The 23939-nt window shown below is 53.6% G+C and carries 17 protein-coding genes; 13 read left to right on the forward strand and 4 right to left on the reverse strand.

The window, feature by feature from the left end:
* Positions 1 to 282: 282 nt before the first annotated feature.
* From PSE_RS20035 to PSE_RS20070, 8 genes are all read left to right on the forward strand, one after another.
* On the forward strand, positions 283 to 1119 hold the full coding sequence (locus PSE_RS20035) for a MoxR family ATPase (protein ID WP_041768704.1): 837 nt from the start codon (positions 283 to 285) through the stop codon (positions 1117 to 1119).
* 21 nt (positions 1120 to 1140) lie between these two features.
* A complete protein-coding gene (locus PSE_RS20040) occupies positions 1141 to 1767 on the forward strand; it encodes a hypothetical protein (protein WP_208997996.1) in 627 nt (208 codons plus the stop codon).
* 389 nt (positions 1768 to 2156) lie between these two features.
* Positions 2157 to 2687 (forward strand): histidine phosphatase family protein, encoded by a 531-nt coding sequence (locus PSE_RS20045; protein WP_008547393.1) that lies wholly within the window; start codon positions 2157 to 2159, stop codon positions 2685 to 2687.
* Positions 2688 to 2780: 93 nt separating this feature from the next.
* Positions 2781 to 4277, forward strand: a complete 1497-nt coding sequence (locus tag PSE_RS20050; RefSeq protein WP_014286477.1) for a YcjX family protein — start codon at positions 2781 to 2783, stop codon at positions 4275 to 4277.
* Positions 4274 to 5335 carry a YcjF family protein gene (locus tag PSE_RS20055; RefSeq protein WP_014286478.1) on the forward strand — a complete coding sequence of 354 codons (1062 nt, stop codon included), beginning with the start codon at positions 4274 to 4276 and terminating at the stop codon, positions 5333 to 5335. The genes PSE_RS20050 and PSE_RS20055 overlap by 4 nt, the downstream gene beginning before the upstream one ends.
* Positions 5336 to 5418: 83 nt before the next feature.
* Positions 5419 to 5943 carry a GrpB family protein gene (locus PSE_RS20060; protein ID WP_014286479.1) on the forward strand — a complete coding sequence of 175 codons (525 nt, stop codon included), beginning with the start codon at positions 5419 to 5421 and terminating at the stop codon, positions 5941 to 5943.
* Positions 5944 to 6014: 71 nt separating this feature from the next.
* Positions 6015 to 7190, forward strand: coding sequence for a VWA domain-containing protein (locus PSE_RS20065; RefSeq protein WP_014286480.1), 1176 nt, complete (start codon positions 6015 to 6017; stop codon positions 7188 to 7190).
* Between the two features lie 201 nt (positions 7191 to 7391).
* Positions 7392 to 9089: a DUF3011 domain-containing protein gene (locus PSE_RS20070; RefSeq protein WP_208997997.1), complete on the forward strand. Its 1698-nt coding sequence runs from the start codon at positions 7392 to 7394 to the stop codon at positions 9087 to 9089.
* Between the two features lie 3 nt (positions 9090 to 9092).
* Here the strand turns inward: PSE_RS20070 and PSE_RS20075 are convergent, their stop codons facing one another.
* Positions 9093 to 9878, reverse strand: a complete 786-nt coding sequence (locus PSE_RS20075) for a helix-turn-helix domain-containing protein (protein WP_008547555.1) — start codon at positions 9876 to 9878, stop codon at positions 9093 to 9095.
* 108 nt (positions 9879 to 9986) lie between these two features.
* Between PSE_RS20075 and PSE_RS20080 the strand changes: the two genes are divergently transcribed.
* Entirely contained in the window at positions 9987 to 11204 is a 1218-nt protein-coding gene (locus PSE_RS20080; protein WP_008548131.1) for an MFS transporter, read from the forward strand.
* 75 nt (positions 11205 to 11279) lie between these two features.
* On the opposite strand, the gene PSE_RS20085 is transcribed toward PSE_RS20080, so the two are convergent.
* Positions 11280 to 11600 carry a 2Fe-2S iron-sulfur cluster-binding protein gene (locus tag PSE_RS20085; RefSeq protein ID WP_008547474.1) on the reverse strand — a complete coding sequence of 107 codons (321 nt, stop codon included), beginning with the start codon at positions 11598 to 11600 and terminating at the stop codon, positions 11280 to 11282.
* 121 nt (positions 11601 to 11721) lie between these two features.
* The gene (locus PSE_RS20090; protein WP_014286482.1) at positions 11722 to 12006 is read right to left on the reverse strand and encodes an Hpt domain-containing protein; all 285 of its coding nucleotides are present in this window, start codon (positions 12004 to 12006) and stop codon (positions 11722 to 11724) included.
* A gap of 1018 nt (positions 12007 to 13024) precedes the next feature.
* Here PSE_RS20090 and PSE_RS20095 point away from each other — a divergent pair.
* The 4 genes from PSE_RS20095 (at position 13025) to PSE_RS20110 (ending at position 23140) form a co-directional block, all read left to right on the forward strand.
* Positions 13025 to 20161 carry a hypothetical protein gene (locus PSE_RS20095; RefSeq protein WP_051125943.1) on the forward strand — a complete coding sequence of 2379 codons (7137 nt, stop codon included), beginning with the start codon at positions 13025 to 13027 and terminating at the stop codon, positions 20159 to 20161.
* A 254-nt stretch (positions 20162 to 20415) separates the two neighbouring features.
* On the forward strand, positions 20416 to 21432 hold the full coding sequence (locus tag PSE_RS20100) for a DUF5671 domain-containing protein (protein WP_014286484.1): 1017 nt from the start codon (positions 20416 to 20418) through the stop codon (positions 21430 to 21432).
* Between the two features lie 367 nt (positions 21433 to 21799).
* Entirely contained in the window at positions 21800 to 22741 is a 942-nt protein-coding gene (locus tag PSE_RS20105) for a 3-hydroxyacyl-CoA dehydrogenase family protein (RefSeq protein WP_014286486.1), read from the forward strand.
* 90 nt (positions 22742 to 22831) lie between these two features.
* Positions 22832 to 23140: a cupin domain-containing protein gene (locus PSE_RS20110; RefSeq protein ID WP_014286487.1), complete on the forward strand. Its 309-nt coding sequence runs from the start codon at positions 22832 to 22834 to the stop codon at positions 23138 to 23140.
* Positions 23141 to 23146: 6 nt separating this feature from the next.
* Here the strand turns inward: PSE_RS20110 and PSE_RS20115 are convergent, their stop codons facing one another.
* On the reverse strand, positions 23147 to 23935 hold the full coding sequence (locus tag PSE_RS20115; protein WP_148266179.1) for an ABC-type transport auxiliary lipoprotein family protein: 789 nt from the start codon (positions 23933 to 23935) through the stop codon (positions 23147 to 23149).
* Positions 23936 to 23939 lie beyond the last annotated feature (4 nt).

The following is a 23939-nucleotide window of genomic DNA, read 5'->3' on the forward strand; positions in this document are numbered from 1 at the left end:
TTTGATCACTCACTGCAACTTGCATGCCAATTCAAAAAATTTAATTTATTCAGCTATTTCAGCAATTTACAATTTTAACTTATTGTTAAACATAAAAATTCCCATCTAAACCCGGCAATTAACTCGCCACACCCGGCACATAATTCCCATAGACACAAAAGAAGCCCACTCGGAACTGAAACCACTAGATAAGCCCAATGGCGCAACCCTGCAGGGATTGCCCATTGCTTATCGAGAGATTAGTGTTTTCGCCAAATCATGATGTTCAAGCAGGATTTAGCAATGAAATTTGAAGGGACTTCCCAATACGTTGCCACAGAAGATCTTCGGATCGCAGTCAACGCAGCAATTACCCTTGAACGCCCCCTGCTTGTAAAAGGCGAACCGGGAACCGGCAAAACTGTCCTAGCTCAGGAAATCGCGCAAAGCCTTGGCGTCCCATTTCTTGAATGGAACGTGAAATCAACGACAAAAGCACAGCAAGGTCTGTATGAGTACGATGCGGTTTCCCGCCTGCGCGACAGCCAACTCGGTGATGAGCGCGTAAAAGACATCGGCAATTACATTCGCAAAGGTAAGCTCTGGACGGCCTTCGAGATGGACGAGCGCCCGGTTCTGCTGATCGATGAGATTGATAAAGCCGACATCGAGTTCCCGAACGACCTTCTTCAGGAACTGGATCGCATGGAGTTCTTCGTTTACGAGACTGGTGAAACCGTAAAGGCCAAACAGCGCCCAATCGTGATCATCACCTCCAACAATGAGAAGGACTTGCCGGACGCCTTCCTGCGCCGCTGCTTCTTCCACTTCATCAAGTTTCCTGATGCAGAGACCATGAGTGAGATCGTCAACGTTCACTTTGGTCAGGTCAAAGATCGCCTGCTCAAAGAAGCACTAAACGCCTTCTATAACCTCAGAGACCTGCCGGGCCTAAAGAAGAAGCCTTCGACCTCTGAACTGCTGGACTGGATCAAACTGCTCCTCAATGAAGACATTGATCCAGAGACACTGCGCGAAACCGAAAGCCGGAAGATTATTCCGCCTCTACATGGGGCCCTTCTTAAAAACGAACAGGACGTTCACTTGTTTGAGCGCCTCGCCTTCATGAACCGCCGCTAACGTCGATTGCTTGGCTTGAAAATGAAAAAACAAAAGAACGCAAGATTTTTGAGCCTCGCAGCACGCATGCGCACTCCTCTGGCGACACTGATGAGCTGCGCAGTCCTACTAAGCAGCTCATTCACAACAATCGCTCAGGCAAACAGCACTATCTCTGAAAGCCTCCTCTACCAGCCACACACATTGCACAATGGTTGGCGGAAAGATGTTGATGCACTGACCCATTTCACCGGCATGTTTTGCCCAGACTATATCAGTCAGCTCTCCAGATCTGCTTTGGTGCCGGATTTGAAGGAACTGGGTACCGGTTGCGTGTATGAGACAGAGAACGGCGAGATCAAAGTTATCTTTCGTCGTCACAAAAAAGAAACCGCCTCCACACTCATCAATAACTTCAAAAGCGGCTATCGCCAAAGTCACTTCAAACCGCTGAACCTGAAAACACCGCAGAACGAGGTCGCTTTCAGAACCGAGACAACAATGAACATGGGACGTGTTGAGAGCTTTGTCGCATACACAGCCCCTAGTGCAGATTATACCGTCTGGACATCCATCTCCGGCGATCTACCTGTGAGCGAGCTTGAGAAAATCAGAGCCCTGTTTAAGCAGCTGGCAGTGCGCATTGAAAAAGAGCAGCAGCGCAACTAATCTCCCTCAAATCGTGCGGGGAGTTTATACAATGCAGATCACACATCGCTCACCAATCATGCCAATTCACTGAAGCACCAAAGCAAAGCCCCAAGCAAGCACCTACATTGTCGTTTAAAAGATGAAAATGCTGCATTAAATAATGCATGCATCACCAATAAATATTTCAGTAATTATGAGACAAAAACCCCATACTATTAGGGGAATACTATCGACTTCCAAATCACAAAAAAAGCATGTAGGTTTCAAACAGAGACAAAGCAAGTAATAAACAAATAAGTCCATCCATATTTGCTGCACTGCAATATCGCATAGCAGCATAAATACAACTTAGAATGTTTCTACCTCTTAGGAACATAAAGTAATAACGTATAACTGGAGGGTAACATATGCTTCGCCTAATGCTGTTGCGACACGCAAAATCAGACTGGAGTGACGCAGGCGTCCACGATCATGACCGCGCTCTAAACTCCAGTGGCTGGAAAGCTGCAGCACGGGTCGGAGCTCACATCCACCAGCACCAGTTACATCCCAAACTCATACTGTGTTCAACCGCCTTGCGCACCCGGCAAACACTCATGGAAGTAATGCCTTATCTACGCTGCGATACCCGTATCCAGTTACTGCGAGATCTCTACAACTCCAGCGAAGGCGACTACACCGATGCCATTCGGGCTTACGGCGGTGGGTTCGACACAATTCTTGTTGTCGGGCACAACACAGCCATTCAGGACACGGCTCTTGAACTGGTTGGCAAAGGCAACCCAGAGTATATCCACCAGATGGAAGCCAAATACCCAACCGGCGCACTGGCTGTTATAGACTTTGAAGCCCACCGCTGGTCAGAGGTAGAACGCAGACAAGGCCGGATTGTATCCTTCTTCCAGCCGCGACACTTGCAGGCTGTCTCTGGCTCCTGACTAGGAAAATTTTGCTTTACTCTACAATTATTGAGGCATTTGCGATTGCATTCCTCCAAAGAACGCACCACATCGTTCCTTGGAGGATGATCTGTGAGCCCACTGAATTCATTATTTAAAAACGCGAAGCTGGCCCTGAACGATGCGCAAACCGCATTGGACAATCTGACGGATTCAGCAATTGATCTGACAGTCCCAACTGTACGTCTGGGCGTCACCGGTTTGGCGCGGTCCGGTAAAACCGTCTTCATCTCTGCCCTCGTCCATAACCTCATCGCAGGTGGTCGCTTGCCTCTGTTGGACGCTGCAGGCACAGGAAGATTGGCCCGCGCTTATCTCCAGCCGCAGCCTGATGACGACGTGCCACGTTTCAACTATGAGCAGCATGTTGAAACGCTCACAAAAGATCGCCTCTGGCCCGAGTCCACACACCAGATCTCAGAGCTGCGCCTGACAATCGAATACGAGTCAGCCACATTCCTGAACCGCCGTCTGGGCGGTGGCAAACTGCATCTCGATATTGTCGATTACCCCGGCGAATGGCTTCTGGACCTTGCTTTGCTGAGGCAGGATTTCCGCTGCTTCTCAGAGGAAGCGCTCCGCCGAGCCAAGGCAAGACCAGATCTTTCCAAGGAGTTTCTGGAAACGCTCGCTCGTTATCAGGATAAACTCCACGATGAGTTCTCCGAGGAAGTCGCCAAAGAGTTAGCCAGCACGTTCACAACATACCTGAGCCGCTGCCGGGATGATGAGAACGCGCTCTCCATGCTGCCTCCGGGGCGTTTCCTCATGCCTGGCGACATGAAAGAAACACCAGCACTCACATTTGCGCCGCTGGATCTGGGCAACACACAGGTTAAGCCGAAAGCAGGCACGCTCCTCGCCATTATGGAGCGCCGCTATGAAGCCTACCGCAAGCACGTCGTCAGACCGTTCTTCAAGAACCACTTTGCGCGTCTGGATCGGCAGATTGTGCTCGTGGATGCCCTGACCGCCATCAATGCCGGGCCAGAAGCCCTGGACGATCTGAGCCGCGCACTTACGGAAATCATGGGCGCCTTCAGACCCGGCAAGTCCAGCTGGCTGTTCTCGATCCTGTCGCGCAAGATCGATCGCATCTTGTTTGCAGCAACCAAAGCAGATCACTTGCGCCGAGAAGATCACGATCATCTTGAAATGCTTCTGAAACAGCTGGTCGAAAAAGCAATCAATCGCGCAGAGTTCTCTGGTGCCTCCGTCGAGACCCTTGCCCTCGCCTCTGTCAGAGCAACACGGCAAGCAACCGTCCATCACGACGGTGTTGAAACACCTGCGCTACTCGGCACGCCAATGCCTAACGAGACCATCGGCTCAATGAAATTTGACGGCGATGAAGAAGCCGCAATCTTCCCTGGTGACTTACCAGATGACCTGAGCGACCTTTTCACGGCAGAACAAGACCAGGACAAACCAGAAGATCAGACCGCACTGAAGTATGTTCGTTTCCGCCCTCCCAAGCTGGAACGAACTGCAGAAGGACTTACATTATCACTCCCTCACATCCGCTTGGACAGCGCTATGGAGTTCTTGCTGGGAGATAAACTTGCATGACCAACAAGAAAACACATCAGCACAAGCCACAGGCGCGCCGCGCGCCCAAGGCATTCAAACTGGATGACAGCTCCGTCCGGCTGGAAGGAGAGTTCGCCCATGAACCACTTTCTTCTGAAGCTGTAATCTCAGAGGAAAGTGAAAGCGCGCTGGCGCTACCGCAAAGCGCTATTGCACCGGAGCCCAAACCAGCAAAAAGCCGCTGGAGTAAGATCATTGCAATTGGCGGCGGCGGCCTCGTCTCACTTGCCGTTGGTCTTGCTGTAGACAGCCTCATCAGAGACCTGTTCGCCCGCTATGACTGGCTAGGCTGGACAGCTGTTGGCCTGACAGCACTGGCATTCCTCGGTTTGATCGGCCTGTTCTTCAAGGAATGGCGCGCACTTTCGCGGCTGGAACAGATCGACCATATCCGCGACGATCTGCAAACCGCAGCCGACAACGACAGCGATAAAGAAGCTCGCGCAGCCCTGCACAAATTGATGGCGCTTTATGCTGACCGACCTGAAACAGCCCATGGCCGCACTCAGCTGAAAGGGCATATGCAGGAGATCATCGACGGCAGAGATCTCGTTAAGCTCGCGGAACGCGATCTGATGGCACCGCTTGATGCCCGCGCTCGCCTGATCGTTATGGAAAGCGCAAAGCGTGTATCTGTGGTGACTGCCTTGTCCCCGCGCGCGCTCGTCGATATTCTGATCGTACTCTACGAAAACCTGCGCATCGTACGCCGTATTTCCCGCCTCTATGGTGCTCGTCCCGGCGCTTTAGGCTTCTGGAGACTGGCGCGAGATGTAGCCGCCCATCTTGCCGTAACAGGCGGTATGGCTGCAGGTGACAGCTTGTTGGAACAGTTCATCGGCCAGGGTCTGGCGGCAAAACTTTCCGCCCGCTTGGGCGAAGGTTTGGTCAACGGCTTCCTTACCGCCCGCATTGGTGTAGCCGCCATTCAGACCTGCCGCCCGGCTCCGTTCATCGCAACTAAGGGCCCTTCTCTGACAGAACTAATGAGTGAGATAACAAAATCTGCCCCAGATGAGGTTGTAGACCAAGATTAACGAGGATCTGACAGAGCCCTGCACATCTCCTAGGCATTTGCTATGTTCAGGGCGCATAAGGCACAACAACGGCAGGCAGAGCGATGATCACACGCAAAGTCAAAGTGGTAGACGCACAGGCCCGATGGGCAGAGGATTTCCAACAAGAACAGGAGATCCTGCACGATCTTCTCGGAGACATCGTCGAAGGCATCCACCACATAGGCAGCACTTCCGTGCCAGACCTTGCAGCCAAACCGATCATCGACATCCTCTTAGAAGTTTCGGATATTGAAGCGCTTGAAACTCAGTCCGCAAAGCTCATCAACATCGGCTATGTCGCGAAGGGCGAACACGGCATCAAAGGTCGTCGCTATTTTGAGAAAGGTGGAGACGACCGCACACATCACCTCCACGCCTTCAAAACCGGCGATCCGCACGTCTATCGCCATCTCGCCTTTCGTGACTACCTGAAAGCCCACCCGGAAGTGCGTGAAAAGTATGCGCACCTGAAGAAGAAAACGGCACAAGACGTCAACGGTGATGTAGTCGGATACCGTGAAGGCAAAAGTGACTTCGTGGAGCTCCAACTGGCCAAAGCAATCGATTGGGCCAGAGGCTCTTACTGATCCCTATGCTTTTGCCTAAGGTGTCAAATGCACTCTCGACACCACACAGCCCTATCGCATAGTGTAACCCCATGTTTATTCAGTTTTTCGAAGAGCTCAAATCCGCTGGCCTGCCCGTCTCCGTACGCGAATATCTAACGCTTATGGAAGCACTGGACGCTGACCTTGCCTACAAGCGCGTCGAGGACTTTTACTTCCTCGCTCGTGCCACACTGGTCAAAGACGAAGCCAATCTGGACAAGTTTGATCGGGTCTTCGGACACACGTTCAATGGCCTTGATCTGATGAGCGAAGTCCCAACCACGGAAATCCCCGAGGAATGGCTGCGCAAACTCACCGAAAAACACCTGAGTGAAGAAGAAAAGAAACTCATTGAATCCATGGGCGGCTTTGAAAAGCTCATGGAAGCGCTGCAAAAGCGGCTCGAAGAGCAGAAAGAACGCCACCAGGGCGGCAACAAGTGGATCGGAACGGGTGGCACGTCCCCGTTTGGCGCTTATGGCTACAACCCTGAAGGCATCCGCATTGGACAGGATGGCAGTCGCCACCGCCGCGCCGTCAAAGTCTGGGACAAGCGTGAGTTCAAAGATCTGGATGACACCGTTGAATTGGGCACCCGCAACATCAAGGTTGCCCTGAAGCGCCTGCGCAAGTTCGCCAGAACCGGCGCAGCGGATGAGCTGGACCTAGACAACACCATCAAATCCACAGCTCACAAAGGCCTGCTCGACATCCACATGCGACCGGAACGACGCAATGCAGTCAAGGTGCTGTTGTTCTTTGATATCGGCGGCTCAATGGATGACCACATTCGCGTCTGCGAGGAGCTGTTCTCTGCCGCCAAGACTGAGTTCAAGGTGATGGAGTACTTCTACTTCCACAATTGCCTCTATGAGTTCGTTTGGAAGAACAACCGCCGTCGCCACACTGAGCGCATCAACACCATGGATGTGCTCCACAAGTACCCAAGTGATTACAAGGTCATTTTCATCGGCGACGCATCCATGAGCCCCTACGAGATCACATATCCGGGCGGTTCTGTTGAGCACTGGAACGAAGAAGCCGGTCACACTTGGATTAAGCGCGTCACCGACCTTTACCAAAAGGCCGTCTGGCTCAATCCGGTGCGCGAGCAGCATTGGGATTACACCCACTCCATCGGCATGATGAAAGAACTGTTTGATCAGCGTATGTATCCCCTGACACTGGAAGGGCTGGATTCTGCTATGAAGGAGCTTGTACGCTAACAACACTAAGTATTTAACTTCCCTCTTTTGTACTTTTACAACTAGACTGCGAATAGCTTTGAGATTTAGACAGCACCATGTGCTCAGCTGCAGCGCGTTTCCTTGCCGTTTTGGAGAAGACGAGGCGCAAAGCTTTAAGCTGGGCGCAAGCTGATTGCGTTAGGCAACAAGTGCACCAGACGAGCTAAGAGAGGCTATGCTGTGAGCAAATCTAATATGTGGCAACTGTTCACAAGGAAATCTGCGGGCACTCTCGCCCTCATTGCACCCTTACTTGTAGCCAACGCCAACGCAACAACTATCCCGCCGATCAACTCACTCATCCCGGCGCTGATCATAGAAAGCTGCCTGGATAAGACAGATGCATCGCTGGATAGCCCAGAGTTTATCGACTGCCTGACCAACACACTCACCCAGCAACATGATGGGGAGAATATTCATCGCAGCGATCCAACACATCGGCCATCAACGGCAAACCACATTGCCAACACGCCAGACCGCCTGGACGAAACCAACGTCGTCGTCTGCGCTTCTGAGAACGCTGCTTACACCAAGTGCAGAATCTCGAACGCCAACCGCAACTACGTCCAGCTTCTGCGCCAAACATCCAATGCACTGTGTAAGCTCAACGAGAGTTGGGGAGTGGTCCCATCACACCTTTGGACAGACAAAGGCTGTGCAGGCATCTTCTATGTGGGCAACAAACCATATTCCCGCAAAAGCGTGAACACAGTCAGCGCAACATCATCTGCGCTCAAAACACCAGTAAAGTCAGCAAGTTCTGGCGGTGTGATCACCCCGATCCCGCAACTTCCCGAGTTTACCAAAGATGGCTGGCGCAAGTGCGCACTGGAGTTTCAGGTCTGCGAACTGCCATACCCGACGACTGTTCGCTTTGGCAGACCCGGCGCTTTCTACGAGAAGACCGCTGAGGGCGATGTTCACTGCCGAACTGACTTCTTCGGAGATCCAGACCCGGCTGCTCGGAAGGCCTGTTACTACAAGCTGAAGCGGGACAGCAGCTCTCCGCAAGCTGCCCCACCAACACAAGTGGTGACACAAGACCTGCCACCACTGGAAAACAGCGAGATCGCTCCGGAAGATGATCTTGTAATCAGCGTAGCAGAACCTCTTTGGAACGCCCGCCGCGCCTGCTCCAAGCTTGGCAGCAAAATCATTGCCACTAAGAACTCCCTTTCAGAGTTGCCTCCTGTCTATCTGGGCCTTGGTACGTTCACAAATGACCAGCTGAACCAGAAGCCTGTGCTGGTGCGCACGGGCGACAAGCTGGCAGGTCGCGGTGTTTACCAAAGTCAGGGCATGTATGTGCCCTTCAACTTCTCCTGCGCACTCAACAGCAGCGGCAGAACCGCTCAGCACTTTGTGTTCCATGAGCAAAACACCGACCTCATTACGCAAGACCTTCTGCCAAATCCGGATAAGTTCTTGAATGAAAAAGCACCGCTGAATGGTTTTGACGGCGCGTATGTTTGGGTATCTGGACTACCGACTGGTGATAACAACAAAGTGCTTGTTCATGGTGTACCAGAAACCGACGACACCGATTTTTATGCCCGTTGCATAGCTGGCAGCGGCGATATCGAAATCATGTTCCAGTCAACAGTTCCAGCACTTAAGCCGGGCGACAGCATCCTGATCTCACTAAGCACCAAACGCTTCAAGGAAAGCTATGTCGGTGTCGGCAGCGCACTGGATCCGGAAGCCGGCGTTTCCCTACCGCTTCTCACCCTAAGCAACGGCTCCTCACTCTGGAACCGGATGGCACGAGACAATGAGCTTAAGGTCAACCTGGGCGGTTACGCGACGTACAACGTCAGCCTCAAAGGCAGCGCAAAGCCAGTTCGTGACTTTATCCGCTCCTGCAGCGGCGGCAAATAACGACTACTGCGGCTTGAAGTACTTGCCCGGTGTCGTACCAAACGCCTTGCGAAACTGTGAGATAAACGGACTTGGCCCCTCATAGCCAAGCTTGAAGGCCACATCACCCACGCTTCGCCCTGCTGAGAGCAACTCCAGCGCACGAAACAACTTCGCCTGCCCGCACCACTTCCGGTAACTCCAGCCCGTCTCATCAAAGAACCGCCGTTCAAACGTCCGCTGAGACATACATGTCCGTTCCGCTGCATCTGCAAGACTTGGCAAATGCGCCGGGCAAGACAGGATCGACTGACAAAGCTCTTTCAGCAGCGCATGATTGACCGGCATAGGCAGCTGTAACGGCGCATCCGGCAAACTCTTCAGCTGATCAACAATCACCTGAGCAATCCGCGCAACAGGCCCATCAAGCGCATAATCCCTAGGCGCTGCCATGAGCTCCTGTATCAACTCACGCAGCAGCGGTGTTACCTGCACCACCACTGGCTTATCAGAGAGCCGTGCAGACCAATCTTCACGCAAGTACAGACTTCGGAACTGGGTTTTGACAGGGTAGACCGTTCGATGCATCATCCCACCCGGAACCCACACTGCCCGCTCCGGCGGCACAACAAACGTACCCTCCTCGGTGAACACCGTGGTCGCGCCTTGCATGATGTGAACCAACTGACCACGCGCATGTGAATGCGGCTGCCCCTGCCCTCCAATGGGCATATCTACCGCATAAGCAACAATGGGTTGCGGGCGATCCACCTCATGCGGATCCATGTAAACATCAGCGTGAATAGGCATCGAACACCTCTTGGCGACTCCAAAACATTTTTTGGCAAACTAGTGCTATCACGTAAACAAACTTTTCGCTTACTTAATTGCAAAACCTTTTCATAAGAACGAAGCACCATGTTGAATATCATTAAAGACATCAGAGCCGACTGGCGCTCACCCTTTGTATTTTTGCTGGTTCTCACGGTCGCCTCACAGCTTTCATTTTCTGTGTGGTGGAACCTCATCAACAACTTCGCAGTGAACACACTCGGCTTCACCGGTCAGGAAATTGGTATTCAGCAATCCATCCGCGAGATCCCGGGCCTTTTGGCGTTCACCGTTATCTTCATGCTGCTCATCTTCAAAGAGCAGACCTTCACGCTGATTTCATTGGGCCTGATGGGCTTCGGCATTGCGATCACCGGCTACTTCCCATCCGCAATCGGCTTTTACGCCACCACCCTCATCATGTCCTTCGGCTTCCACTACTACGAGACGCTCAAGCAGTCTCTGTCTTTGCAGTGGTTGCCAAAGAAGGATGCACCGGCCCTGCTCGGCAAGATCATCGCTGTCTCGTCTCTGGTCTCTCTGTGCATCTACGGCACAATCATGCTCAGCTGGAAGACCTTTGATCTGTCCTATGAGCAAGTCTTCCTCTGGGCAGGAATTGCCGGCATGGCGCTGACCATCTTCGCAGCAGTTGCCTTCCCAAAATACAAAGCCCACGTTGAGCAGCACAAAAAGCTGATCCTGCGCAAACGCTACTGGTTGTATTATGCCCTCACCTTCATGAGTGGCGCGCGCCGTCAGATCTTCACCGTCTTTGCAGGCTTCCTGATGGTGGAACGCTTTGGCTACGAAGTGCATGAAGTTGCAGCCTTGTTCCTGCTGAACGGCGCCATCAACATGTTCCTCGCTCCCAAGATCGGCGCCTTTATCGGTCGCGTCGGCGAACGAACTGCGCTGACTTGCGAGTACATCGGCCTGATCATCGTGTTCCTGTCTTATGCCTTCGTCACCAACGTCTGGGTTGCAGGCGCGCTCTACGTGATCGACCATGCATTCTTCGCAATGGCCATCGCCATGAAGACTTACTTCCAGAAGATCGCAGACCCGGCAGACATTGCACCAACATCTGCCGTGGACTTCACCATCAACCACATCGCTGCAGTGGTGATCCCGGTTGTCTTCGGCACCATCTGGCTGTTCTCACCTGCTCTGGTGTTCATCGCAGGCGCGTCCATGGCTGCCATCAGCCTGATCCTGAGCCGCATGATCCCCCGCCATCCTGAGCCGGGTATGGAAACCGTGTGGGTCTCAGGTCGCCAACCACAGGCCGTCGGCGCCGAGTAAGCCCTTCACGATACGCAACAAAAAAGGCTGGCCCAATCGGACCAGCCTTTTTCATTTAAACTCTTAAGCTGCAGCTTAGCTCTGGCTCTCAGGGATATGAACCACCAGACCATCCATCTCGTCTGTCACACGGATCTGACAGGAAAGACGGGAAGTGTCACGAACGTCCTGAGCGAAGTCGAGCATATCCTCTTCCATTGGCTCAGGTTCGCCAGTCTTGTCATTCCATGCTGGGTCCACGTACACATGACAGGTCGCGCAAGCGCAGGCACCACCACATTCCGCTTCAATTCCAGGAACCATGTTCTTAATCGCGTTCTCCATAACGGTAGAACCAGCAGCAGCATCCACCTCATGGCTTTCACCTGATGAGGTGATGAAAGTAATCTTTGGCATATTTAAAGTCGTCCCGACCCTGATTGGCTTATTCTGTTGTCTTCAGATACATGCAGGCGCCCAGCTATTCAAGAACTTCTGAGCCAGACCTTATGGTCAAACCCGCGCAGCCAGTTTCACGTCACGAATTACGCAGCACTTGAAGCTCAGCGGACACAGCATCAAGACAAGCTTCGACAGTTACAAGCACTGGTACCTGCCCTCCAGCAGCCTCATGCTCAGCATGCTCCAGCGCATCACCCAGAGCAAAGGCACCAACGCCGCGCGCTGATCCTTTAAAGCGATGCAGTACAGCTTTCAGCACCTCAGCACTTGACGAGCCTTGCAAGCCCCGACGGAACTCATCGATCTGCTCCTCAAACATCTCCAGGATCTGACCTTGCAAATCCGGGTCATCAAACGTCACAGAAGAGAAGTGATCCCTGCATATTGCACTTGTAGTTTTATGTAGTTCCAGTGCCAAGTTGACGCCACGCCTCCAAACACAGCCAAGTGACTCAAAGTTATCAAGTTATTCGGAAAGTTGATTCGCTTGAGTGACTCAAAACCCGCCACCGCTATGACTCTGCAGTGACTCTACCCCTCATTTCCCATAGGCAACGGAATCTATTCCCCAAAAGAAAACACAGGTTTTTATTTTATGGTTAACAACATCCTACTGCCCAGATTCAAATCTAGACTCGCAGCCCCGCCACCAGCCTTCACTGCCATCACACGTTAAAATTGACAAGGTGCTCTGTTAAAGATGGTTAACAAGATTTTTCGAATTACCATCCCGTTCCAGCATCTCGCGTCCCTTGTCAGTCAGCTTGCATATGAGCCAATCGGGCTTCAATGGGTTGGAAAACCAAGGCTCCGCCCACCCTGCCGCAACACACGCCCGCACAGTTGCAGCTGGCACTTGTCGACCGCTCTCATCAAACAGCGGCAACTTTCCACCTGCTTCGTTAAGACCTCGCCTTAACCATTTGAGTTGTGTAGGACTCGGCCGATTGGGACCTTTAGAACTGACTGGAGAATTTTCGCGATTAGCCATAGTGAGTTCCCCCCAAAAATGCTGCCTGTGACTTATCGTAGGGCACCTAAAAATCCCGGCAACTTCTGTTGTACAGTCCACCGGATTGTGCCATTAGGTTAAGGGTAGCTGCAAGGTGGGGAAATCTAAATCTTAATGCACCGTTAACATTAACGGTCCGCTTTGATTCTGAAAACTCCCTGTTTTTGGCCCTAGAAGTTCGGCGGTGCTCTCAATTCAGAGCTGTCGGATTGTATGGGGCCAAACCCATTGTTGTCTGAAAATGCGTTTCTGTTTGGGAGGAGCGCTTTTCGCGTAAGGCAGACACCTTGTGGTGACGGCGCCGGCACAAAAGGCGAAATGATGTGCTGACGACCGGCAAGTAGAGAGTACGGACGCGAGGCGAGATATGGCGAACACCCCGAAGGCGAAAGCTCCATCGGAAGTGGCTCTGTCAGCGGTAGAAGAAGCCCTTCAGGCTGATTTTGGCGCTCCACAGGAGTCAATGTTATCCAGCGAACAGGAAAGCACGAGTGCGGACACACCGCAGATGTCGGCTAGCCCTGCAAAGGAGGCTGCAACCACTGCGCCTTCCACTGATAAAAAACTGGCTCAGCTTGTAGAAGAAAATCAGGCACCGAGACAGGTTCGCAAGCGTGGCCGTGGTGGCCGCCCGCCAACAGCAAGCAACGATGATCGCCAGTCCATTGGCTCTTTGATGTTTGCTCTGCAGCGCAAGCCGTCTGCAGCTCCGTTCTGGTTCGCATTTGCAGTCTCCGTTGTCTGGGCCAGCCTCGGCCTTGCAATGTCCTGGGGCGCATTTGCTGAGCAGCTCGAAAAGTCATCTTCATTCGCAGGCGTATTCGAAAACCCGACACTGGTTCTCGTTTCCGTCTTTATTGTTGTTCCAATCGCTTTTGTCTGGGTTATGGCCCTCATGTTCTGGCGCGCACAGGAAATGCGCAACGTCGCACGGGGCATGACAGAAGTTGCGCTTCGTCTGGCTGAGCCGGAAGATGTTGCAAAAGAAAGCATCCTCAACGTTGGTCAGGCGATCCGCCGCGAAGCCGCTGCCATGGGCGACGGTATTGAACGCGCAATTGCCCGTGCCAGTGAGCTGGAAGTTCTCATCCATAAGGAAGTGTCTTCCCTTGAGAACTCATATAATGACAACGAACTGAAAATTCGCCGTTTGGTGGAAGAGCTCGTCAGCCAGCGTGAGGCCATTCAGGCCAACGCGGAACTGGTGCGTGAAACCATCTCCGGCTCCCACGAAAACCTTGCTTCACAGCTCGCAAATACTTCAGAGGATTTCGCCTCCTCCGTTGATCGCGCCCGGGAACGCCTCACCGGTTCGATCGACTCTATGCTTGAGCAGATGAACAGCAAGCTGGAAACCCGCGTCTCAGAAGTCACCGACAGCTTCACGGAAGCCGGAAGCGAAATGGTCTCCTCGCTGACCATCCGTTCCGACGATTACGTTGAGCGTCTTACATCAACTGGCTCCGAACTGGTTGAAACTCTTTCTGAAACCGGTTCCAAGCTCTCTGAAACACTTCATGAGCGTGGCTCTTCTATTAATGAAGAGTTCTCCTCAACTGCGAACTCCTTCATTGATAACCTCACCGAGCGCGGTTCTGATCTGAACAGCCGCCTCTCTGAGACATCTGAGGAACTTGTCAATAATCTGGCAAGCCGCAGCGATGAAATCACCGCAACCCTGTCCACCACTGGTACCGAGATCGTTGAAGGCCTCTCTGCGCGCGGCAACGAAATCAGCGACTTGCTGGCAGAACGCGGCGACGCACTGAACGCAACACTCGGCGCAGCTGGCGCAGAACTGTCTGCAACCATCACTGACCAGACAGAAGCTATGAAAGGCGTTCTGCAGGCGCAGGGTACTGAACTGACCGCATCCATCGAAGAGACCGTCTCTTCTGTGACTGCCCAGTTCGTAGGTGCAAGTTCCGATCTGACCGAAACTCTGGTCACCACATCCGGCGAAGTTGTTGGCCAGATCAGCGCTGCAAACACAGAGCTGAACTCCACACTGACCAACGGTCTGTCCGAGTTCACCACCAGCGTTTCCGAAACCAGCTCCGAGCTGGCACAGACACTGGTCATCACCACATCTACTGTCAGCGAGCAGCTTACAGAAGCGAATGCGACCCTCACAGAAACCCTCAATGTTTCTGTACAGTCCATCAGCTCCGCAGCAGAAGGCGCAAGCTCTCAGGTCAGCGCCGTTCTTTCCAATGGCGTAACCGAGCTGACCACAAGCGTAACAAGAGCAAGCACCGAGCTTTCCGAAGCTCTGGCAGCGACCACCTCTACTGTTACAGACCAGATCAACAGCGCAAACGATACTCTGACCGAAACAATGAACCTTGGCGTTGTTTCCATCAACCAGAGCGTCGAAACCGCAGGTTCTGAGCTGACAACTACACTTCTCACCGCTTCCAACGAAGTCACCGAGAAGATCACAACAGCAAACGACAACCTGACCGAGACCCTGAAGGGCAGCGTCGACACCATCACCCGTACAGTTGATGGCGTCAGCGGCGAACTCTCCCAGTCTCTGGACAGCGGCGTTGAGCTTCTTTCTCAGACTGTCACCAATAGCACCGCTGCCATTGCAGAAACAATGGAAAGCGGCGTAACCAATCTTAACGAGAGCGTTTACGGTGCGTCTGCTCAGCTGACAGAAACTCTGGACGCTAGCGCATCCAACTTCACAGCTTCTGTTTCTGGCGCAACCGCCAACATCACAGACGCTCTGGAAGACGGTGTTTCCAGCCTCAGCAGAACTGTTTCTGGTGCAAAAGAGCAGATCTCCGAGACGCTAGACGGTGGCGTTGTTACGCTCAGCGAAACAGTCAATGCAGCAGGCTCCCAGATCTCCACTGTCATGGACAGCGGCGTTGGCAGCCTGACAGATGCCGTCAAGACTGCAAACACCATCATGTCCGAAACTCTGGACGCTGGTGTTGGCAGCCTCAACGAAACTGTCGGTTCTGCAAGCTCCCAGATCTCCACGATCATGGACACTGGCGTCAGCAGCCTGAACGAGACCGTCAACACGGCCAACACTCAGCTGACCGATACGCTGAACCTGACAGTCACAACGGTTTCCGATCAGTTCGGCAGCGCAAACGCACAGCTGCATGAGACTCTGGAAACATCCATTTCCGGCATCACCGAGCACTTCTCCTCCGCAAGCACTCGCCTCTCCGACGAGATCCTTACACGCGGCGAAGAAATCAATGCCAACCTGTCTCTTACAAGTGGCCGCCTGATCGACACGATCACTGGCCGCACCGAAGAGATGATGGGCGTTGTCGACGAACGTGTGACCAACCTGGACACTGCCCTGCGCGCAACCGGCGAACAGGCAGCAGAAGGCATTGCAAACCGTGGTCGCGAGATCAACGAAGCAATCGCTGTTCAGTGCACCGACTTCATCGACACTCTGTCCAACCGCTCCACCGAGGTTTCCGAAGTACTGCGCGGTGCAGGTGAAAGCATCATTGCTGACCTCTCCCTGCGTGGTGGCGACATCGCAACCCGTCTGGACGAGACTGCAAACACACTCGGCACCACCATCACTGTCAGCGGCGGCGAGCTGGCTGATCGTCTTGGTAACGTCAGCACTCAGATCTACGAAAGCATCACCATCAACGGTGCTGAGCTGGATCAGCGCCTGGCAGAGCGTGGCGCAGAAGTGGCTGACACCATCAGCAAACAGACTTCCGCCTTCAAGACCGCTCTTGAAAGCACAACATCCGACATCACCGGCGCACTTGGCTTGCGCACTGAGGAACTGGCTGACAAACTGGCTGACACCGGTACACAGCTGGCCTACCTCATCGGTTCTCGTGGTGAGCGCGTAACGGCAGATCTGACCGAAATCGGCGATCGCATTACCGAAACCCTCGACATCCGTGGCCGCGCCCTCAACGACGGTCTGGCAAGCAAGCTGGCAGAACTGGAGCAGGTTGTTACCGAAAGCGGTTCCGATCTCGTTCAGTCCATCGACCTGCGCAGCCAGAACATCGGCGCATCCTTCGACAGCCGCATCGAGTCCCTCGACGCGAAACTGGAAGAACGCACCTCCACCTTCGAACAGAGCTTCGATACCCGCGCAGCAGCCCTTACCGAAACCATCGAAAGCCGCACTACCAAGTTGGCCGACGCTGTGGAACAGGGCACCGGCATCATCGCAAGCACTCTGGAAGAGAAAACCCAGTCCATCTCCAAGATCCTCGAAGATCGCACCGACATCATCGCGGTCAATCTTTCCGAGCGCGTGGAGCAAGTTGGCGTTTCCCTCTCCAACCGTGCAGAGAAGATCGGCGAAATCCTCGCTCAGCGTTCCGAAGCAATCGAAGAGACAATCTCTACAAGCCTATCCACCTTCGATCAGGCTGTGGGCGACAAGGTTGAGGCTGCTGCTACAGTCATTACTGACCGCGCAGAGCATCTCTCCGAGTCCCTGTCCTCCGGTACCGAGCGCATTGATCAGGCTCTGGACGCACGCGCCAAGCAAATCTCCGAAACTCTGGTTTCCCGCACCCGCGAGATTGCAAAAGCATTCCACGATGGTCAGACAGAGATCAACGAAGCTCTCGACAGCCGTCTGGAAGAAGCTGGCAGCATCATCGTTCAGCAGTCCAAGAACCTCACCGACGCTCTCTCCGAGCAGGTGGCAGAGATCAACGTCTCTCTCGGTTCCAAGGTCTTCGAAGTTGCAGAAACCCTCGACAGCCGCTCCAAAGCTCTCGAAACGATCCTCACCGATCGCCTCGAAGCAATCTCCACCACTATGGGAGACGAGAGCGAGAAGGCAGCGACCACACTTACAAGTGCAATGGCAGAGGCAACCTCTTCCCTTGGCTCCGAAAGTACCCGTGTTCGCGAACTCATCCTCGAAGTCGTTGGTCAGGCATCCGATCGCCTTGCTCAGGAACGTGACCTCACAACCGAAAAGGTTGTCAGCTCCGTAGAGCAGCTTTCCGGCACCCTGAGCAAAGAAGGCGAGCGTCTGCAGGAAATCGTTTCCAACTCCATCGGCGAAGCCCGCAATTCTCTGGAAGGCGAAGGCGAGAAAGCAGCTGCAGCTGTTTCCGATGCCATGGCGAACGTCCGCGGAACGCTTACCAAGGAAGGTGACGAGGTCGCACAGCGCGTTCTGGCAACCGTGGCACAGGCAGCAAATGCACTGGCCGTGGAAAGCGAAAACGCCCGTGCCATGTACACCGCAACACTGGCCGAAATGTCTGGCGCCCTTACTGGCGAAAGCGACAAGGTCCGTGGCGACCTGTCCCAGACCATCGAGCTGGTTACTGGCCGCCTCTCCGCAGAAAGCGAGCGCTCCAAGACGATCCTTGCAGAATCTGCAGAAGACGTTCGCAAGCTTCTGGCAGGCGAAACCGACGAAGTTCGTTCCCGCGTCTTCACCACTATCGAAGAAGCAGCTGGCACCCTGTCCACCCGCGTCAAGTCCGTGGCAGACGAGCTGCTGGTTAAAGCCGAAAACCTCAACGATGCCTTCGGCAGCCGCTCTGCTGAGCTCTCCGAAATCATCGGCAAGGATGGCAGCGAACTTATCCTCGCTATCGAAAACCGGGCTCACGACCTCACTACACGCGTCAATGAAGTTCAGAACGCAATTCTGGATGCGGTTGCCGTGAAGGGCCGTGAAGTCTCTGACCGCTTCGCACAGAACGGTCTGCAGGCAACACGTGATCTGGTTGAGGCTGGCGATAAGATCGTCACCGCAATCGACGAGCGCAGCACCATCGCAACCACCCGTATGGATGACAGCCGTGAACGCATGCAGGCCGACATGAACGTCCTGCTCAATGCAGTCTCCACGAAGGGTCAGGAAGTTGCAGACACCGTGACCCGTCAGGGCGCAGTGGCAACCGAGGCGCTGACACAAACCATCGACGGCATCGGCAACACCATCGAAGATCGCACCCGTATGGCTGTGAACGTGATGACAGGTACCAAAGAGCGTCTTGAAACAGACGTCTCTGAGATCCTGACACGCCTGAACGCATCCAACGGCAGCCTCCGTCAGATCCTTGCTTCTGCAAGCGAGAACCTGTCTGAAGTTGAAACCAATCTGGCAAACCGCGCAGGTGAGTTCAGAACCGCGATCGACCGTGCAGTCACTGAGACCGAAGCTGCAAACGCCACCATCGAGGCGCAGGTTGGCCAGCTCCGCAACACAACACACACTGTGCTTGCAGACGCTGCCAAGATCGCAGGCCGTATGGAAGACCAGAACCAACTTCTCGGTCAGGCCATCTCCGATCTGGAAGCGACCAACACCCATGTTGATAGCCGCTTCACAGACCGCCGCATGGCAATCGAGATGGTTGCGGACACCCTGATCAAGAAAACTCAGGATGTTGAAGTGCTCATGGCGAACTACACCAACACCCTTGGTGACACGCTTGAAGTTGCTGACGACAAGGCGCGTGAAGTGTCCGGCATGCTCCGTGCTGCAGCAGAAGCTGCAACCAAGTCTGTGACTGAGCAGTTCGAAAGCATGCGCATGACCGCTGGCATGGAAGGTCAGAAGGCACGTGATGCAGTTAAAGCCGCACACGATGATATCCTTCATGACATGAAGTCCACCGTGACTGAAGCATCTGAGCGCTTTACCGACGCCACAGCACGTATGCGCGATGTAGCCCGCTCCGTTCATCAGGAACTGGAAGCAACCCGCTCTGAGCTCAACGCAGGTATTCTGGCACTGCCGGATGAAGCAGAAGCATCCACTTCCGCACTGCGCCGCATCGTGAGTGAACAGGTGAAGGCACTGGAGGAACTCTCCGGCATCGTCTCCCGCCAGTCCTCTCAGTTCGATGTATCCACACCAGCTGAGCCAGCACGCGCAGTCAACGCAGCTCCTGCAGCTGTGGCAGCAGCCGGTCAGTACGCAGCAGCTGAAGCACCAACCCTGCAGCAGGTTGCGGCAACCGGTGCAAAGCCTGCACGTATGTCCCCGTCTCCACGCCGCATGGAAGCCCCTGCCCCGCGCGCTAAGCGTCCGCAGGCAACGCCGGCAGCAGTACAACAGGGAAACGGCACATCCAAGGGCTGGATCAGCGACCTGCTCCGCCGCGCTTCCGACGATGAAGACGGCATGGGCGGACACGCACACGACACAGCAAACGCACGCACCCCACAGCACATGGTTGAATCCCTCAACTCCCTGAGCATGGACATTGCTCGTGCAGTTGATCATGAAACTTTTGTGGACCTGTGGGAGCGTTACAAGCGCGGTGAGCGCGACGTCTTCACCCGTCGCCTGTACACCCTGCAAGGTCAGCAGACCTTCGATGAGATCCGCCAGAAGTACGGTCGTGATCCTGAATTCCGCAGCGCTGTCGAGCGTTACATTCAGGACTTCGAGCAACTTCTGTCACAGGTCTCCAGAAGCGACAGCGACAATCAGCTCGGTCAGACATACCTGACCTCTGATACTGGCAAGGTCTACACCATGCTCGCTCACGCCAGCGGCCGCTTCGACTAAGCTGCAGTAAAGCGCTAAAAATCAAAAAAGGCTCCTGAGATTTTCAGGAGCCTTTTTTGTTGGGCAGGCCGCATAAGTTATTGCATCTCCGCTGTGAACTATCGGAGTCAGCAACAAGTTTAGGCCCGGAGAACCTTGAATAGCATGAAAAGACATGCACATGTAAAATGAGAAGGCGTATTACCCAGACAAAATTGAAAACTCCAAACTCAGGCACACGCCTACTTTACTATTGATTTTCAAAGGATTTTCAGATGCAAATCCCCGCTTCACTCTCCGAGTTCGTGCGTGATGCGCTAAACAAGGGCTTCTCCAAGGATGACATCCGTTCAAGCCTGAGCCCGTCAGACTGGACTGCTATTGAAATAGATACAGCTCTGAAAAGCTGGTCCTACGATGAAACGATTGGGGCAGTTCCTCAACCACAGCGCTCTACTTCAGCATGGGATGCAGTCTTCTACGCGCTTCTCTTCGCAGCCTTTGGGATGGTCATTGGCAACACTTTGATTTTGCTGCTTGGGCTGATTACCCTCTGGATACCAGAGGTTGGAGATAGTTTTTCCCGCAGTGGCCTACGCAGCCTTCGCTGGTCTATGGCTGCATTGATTATTTTTACTCCAGTTTTCCTCTGGCTTCATCTCAAAGATGAGCGTGGCAGCAGCGCAAATCCAGCAAGCAAGTATAGCAGTGTCAGACGCTGGCTCACCGCCATTGCGATTTTTGCAGCTGCAATGACACTACTCTGCGATGCCATTTATCTGATCTATCGTTTCCTTGATGGAGATCTGACAGCCCGCTTCATTGCTAAGTCTTGTGCAGTCGCACTCCTCTCACTCGTAGTCATCCAGTACTTTCATCAGGGTCGACAACTTCAGGAAAATATCAGCAGGCAAGGCAGCTTATTTGCAACTTGGATACCAAGTGGGCTGGCAACACTTGTGCTGGCCTTATCATTCTGGACCGTTGGCGGACCAATGCAAGGGCAATTGGAACGCAGAGATCAACTACGTATCTCTGATATCAATCAGCTTCAAAAGGGTATCACGTTTTGCAAGGCCACCCGCAATAAAGACCTTCCAGAAGAGTTAGATCCTATGAGCTGCGCACGTAGTCCTCATTTACTCACTGGATATGCATCTCAAGTCACTTACAAGAAGCTTTCCGCTAAGCAGTTCCAGCTTTGTATCGAGGTTGAAGCACCAGAACGTCTACGCACATACAATGCAGAACTGAAAGGCAACCTGTACTGCGTCACTGATAAAATTAGATGATTAAAGCCAGCAAATGTGAGAGCGACAACAAAGCAGCCTAGGCAGTACAGAGGTAACTTCTGCTGTCTTTACCGTTCCACCTATCACATCACCATCTTTTTTGACTTCTGCATTGGAAATCGATCTGCAAGCAAGCACTAGAAATCAAAAAGGCTCCTGAGATTTTCAGGAGCCTTTTTTGTTGGTCGTTGAGCTCAACTCTTAAACCTGCAGTCCGGAGAACAACACGTTGTCTTTCCTCCAAATTGCCAAATTGACCCAGAAAACAACATCATAGTAGTTCTGCTTACCTGCGCTTGTGTATCGGGCAATCACCACACCAGACTGAGCAGCTCATTCAATTCGGGCAACAACAGGAAAAGCTGACATGAACTACCCAAACATTGCAATTCTCGGGGCCGGAACAATTGGAATGAGCTGGGCAGCGCTGTTTGCAGCCACGGGTCGGCAGGTCACTGTTTACGATCCCTCCCCTGAAACGGAAGACCGGGTCAACACTCTGGTAAAGAACGCTTCAGAAACGCTCGCAGCCCTTGGATGGGAGCATGCTGGCGATACGTCTAAGCTGAAGTTTACGAATGATCCGGTAGCTGCTGTGTCAGATGCTGACTTCATTCAGGAGAGCGTACCGGAACGACTGGAGATCAAGCACGGGCTCTACCAGCAGATTGAACCGCACCTGAAGCCAGAGGTCATCATAGGTAGCTCAACTTCGGGCCTAAAACTCTCCGATATGCAGGCAGGGTTTAACAACCCAGCGCGCTTTATCCTCGCCCACCCCTTCAACCCACCACACCTCATTCCATTGGTGGAACTGATGGACAACGAGAAGACAGATGCAGACGTGCTCCAGTCCGCAAAAGACTTCTACGAGAGCATTGGCAAAGTCTGCGTCCGCCTCAACAAAGAAGTCCCCGGACACGTCGCAAACCGCCTGCAAGCCGCAATCTGGCGTGAGACCATCCATCTGGCAATGGAAGGCGTTGCCAGCGTTGAGGACATCGACAAAGCCGTTGCATACGGTCCGGGCCTCCGTTGGGCAGCCATGGGACCAAACACACTCTTGCATCTGGGCGGAGGAGAAGGCGGTATCCGCTCCTTCTGTGATCACCTTGGCGGCCCGTTCCAAAGCTGGTGGGACGACCTCGGCACCCCGCGGATCACACCAGAAGTGGTCGACACCCTCGAAGACGGCGTGAAAACCTCGCTGGAGGACACGTCCATGCAGGAGCTTGCCAAACGACGGGATGATCTGGTTCTGCAGTTCGTTCTCTCCGGACAAACCAAGAAGGAAGAAACCTCCGCATAGGCAGCTGACATCCAGCCAGCCGCGCGCTGGCTCTATACTCTACTCCACATCATTTCTAACATGAGCACATGCACAACAAAGGAGAGTGCAATGTGCTCATCAACCGGCTCGGCCAAGCCCACAGTTCTGATTGAGAATGACCGTGTCAGAGTAACTGAATGGCGATTTAAGCAGCGCGGAGACAACACCGGCTGGCATCGCCATGCCTACGACTACATCGTCGTCCCGCTCTTTACAGGCACATTAGAGATCGATCTGGGAGACGGAGAAAGAATGGAAGCCGCCATGCAAAACGGCATCCCCTACTTCAGAGAGACTGGCGTTGAGCACGACGTCATCAACGCCAACACCTTCGAATGCGCATTCGTAGAAATCGAATTGCTGGAAGCCCGAAGCTAAACCCGTCTAGTTGCCCTTCGCAGTCTCAGCCATCGCAGGAGCGACAGCAGCAACCTGCCTGTTGCCAGCGGTTTCCTGAGTGTTCAGTTCAGCACGCTTGGCGGCAGCCTTGGAGCGTGGAATACGGCCAACGGTGTTGACGGACCAGCTGGCGATCTGAGAAAGCACATTATCTGAGGCCGCGTTCAGTGCCGGGATGGCATCCGTTACAGTATCACCCGTTGTCGGAACACTTGCCGCGAACACGCGCATGCCGATGGACCGTCCGTCACGATCATCCACGATGCGAGCGGCTACTTCCACATACGCCTTGTCACCACCGTCTACCTGCAGCTCAAAAGCCCGCAGAGTGGTTTGCAGCTGGTAGTCGATCAGAAGGCCCTGCCCCGGTTGGGAAACACCACGCAGCTTGCCAGTGTTCTCCAGCGTCTCAACAAGCTTTGCCTGGAAGACGCGAGGCAGCGTATCAGTCCACGCCACTTTCGGGAAGTACGAGTAAATCGGACCACCGCCTTGGGTCACCGCAATGTTGCTCGTATCCAGCGCCTGCAAAGCAACCGGCGTTGCAACAAGCACCTGATAGTCGGAAGCTCTCACTTTGACGGTAACATCACGCGGCGCAGTCAAACCATACAGGGCTTCAGGGCCACTTGCCCCACACCCTGCCAGACCACCCAGCAGAACGGCACCAACAACCAATTTTTTAAGTGTCGAACCGAACACGCCGAGCTCCAGCTTACTGCCATTGACAACCCGTGGGTTTTCGAGTCGCTTCCCTATAGTTTTGTCAAACATTTCC

Origin of the sequence: Pseudovibrio sp. FO-BEG1 (genome assembly GCF_000236645.1) — a bacterium.
Classification (GTDB): Bacteria; Pseudomonadota; Alphaproteobacteria; order Rhizobiales; family Stappiaceae; genus Pseudovibrio.

Excerpts from the sequence above, each read along its gene's own strand:
- PSE_RS20035 (WP_041768704.1), top strand. The coding sequence starts at position 283 with ATGAAATTTGAAGGGACTTCCCAATACGTTGCCACAGAAGATCTTCGG.
- PSE_RS20040 (WP_208997996.1), top strand. The coding sequence starts at position 1,141 with ATGAAAAAACAAAAGAACGCAAGATTTTTGAGCCTCGCAGCACGCATG.
- PSE_RS20045 (WP_008547393.1), top strand. The coding sequence starts at position 2,157 with ATGCTTCGCCTAATGCTGTTGCGACACGCAAAATCAGACTGGAGTGAC.
- PSE_RS20055 (WP_014286478.1), top strand. The coding sequence starts at position 4,274 with ATGACCAACAAGAAAACACATCAGCACAAGCCACAGGCGCGCCGCGCG.
- PSE_RS20060 (WP_014286479.1), top strand. The coding sequence starts at position 5,419 with ATGATCACACGCAAAGTCAAAGTGGTAGACGCACAGGCCCGATGGGCA.
- PSE_RS20065 (WP_014286480.1), top strand. The coding sequence starts at position 6,015 with ATGTTTATTCAGTTTTTCGAAGAGCTCAAATCCGCTGGCCTGCCCGTC.
- PSE_RS20075 (WP_008547555.1), bottom strand. The coding sequence starts at position 9,878 with ATGCCTATTCACGCTGATGTTTACATGGATCCGCATGAGGTGGATCGC.
- PSE_RS20080 (WP_008548131.1), top strand. The coding sequence starts at position 9,987 with ATGTTGAATATCATTAAAGACATCAGAGCCGACTGGCGCTCACCCTTT.
- PSE_RS20085 (WP_008547474.1), bottom strand. The coding sequence starts at position 11,600 with ATGCCAAAGATTACTTTCATCACCTCATCAGGTGAAAGCCATGAGGTG.
- PSE_RS20095 (WP_051125943.1), top strand. The coding sequence starts at position 13,025 with ATGGCGAACACCCCGAAGGCGAAAGCTCCATCGGAAGTGGCTCTGTCA.
- PSE_RS20100 (WP_014286484.1), top strand. The coding sequence starts at position 20,416 with ATGCAAATCCCCGCTTCACTCTCCGAGTTCGTGCGTGATGCGCTAAAC.
- PSE_RS20105 (WP_014286486.1), top strand. The coding sequence starts at position 21,800 with ATGAACTACCCAAACATTGCAATTCTCGGGGCCGGAACAATTGGAATG.
- PSE_RS20110 (WP_014286487.1), top strand. The coding sequence starts at position 22,832 with ATGTGCTCATCAACCGGCTCGGCCAAGCCCACAGTTCTGATTGAGAAT.
- PSE_RS20115 (WP_148266179.1), bottom strand. The coding sequence starts at position 23,935 with ATGTTTGACAAAACTATAGGGAAGCGACTCGAAAACCCACGGGTTGTC.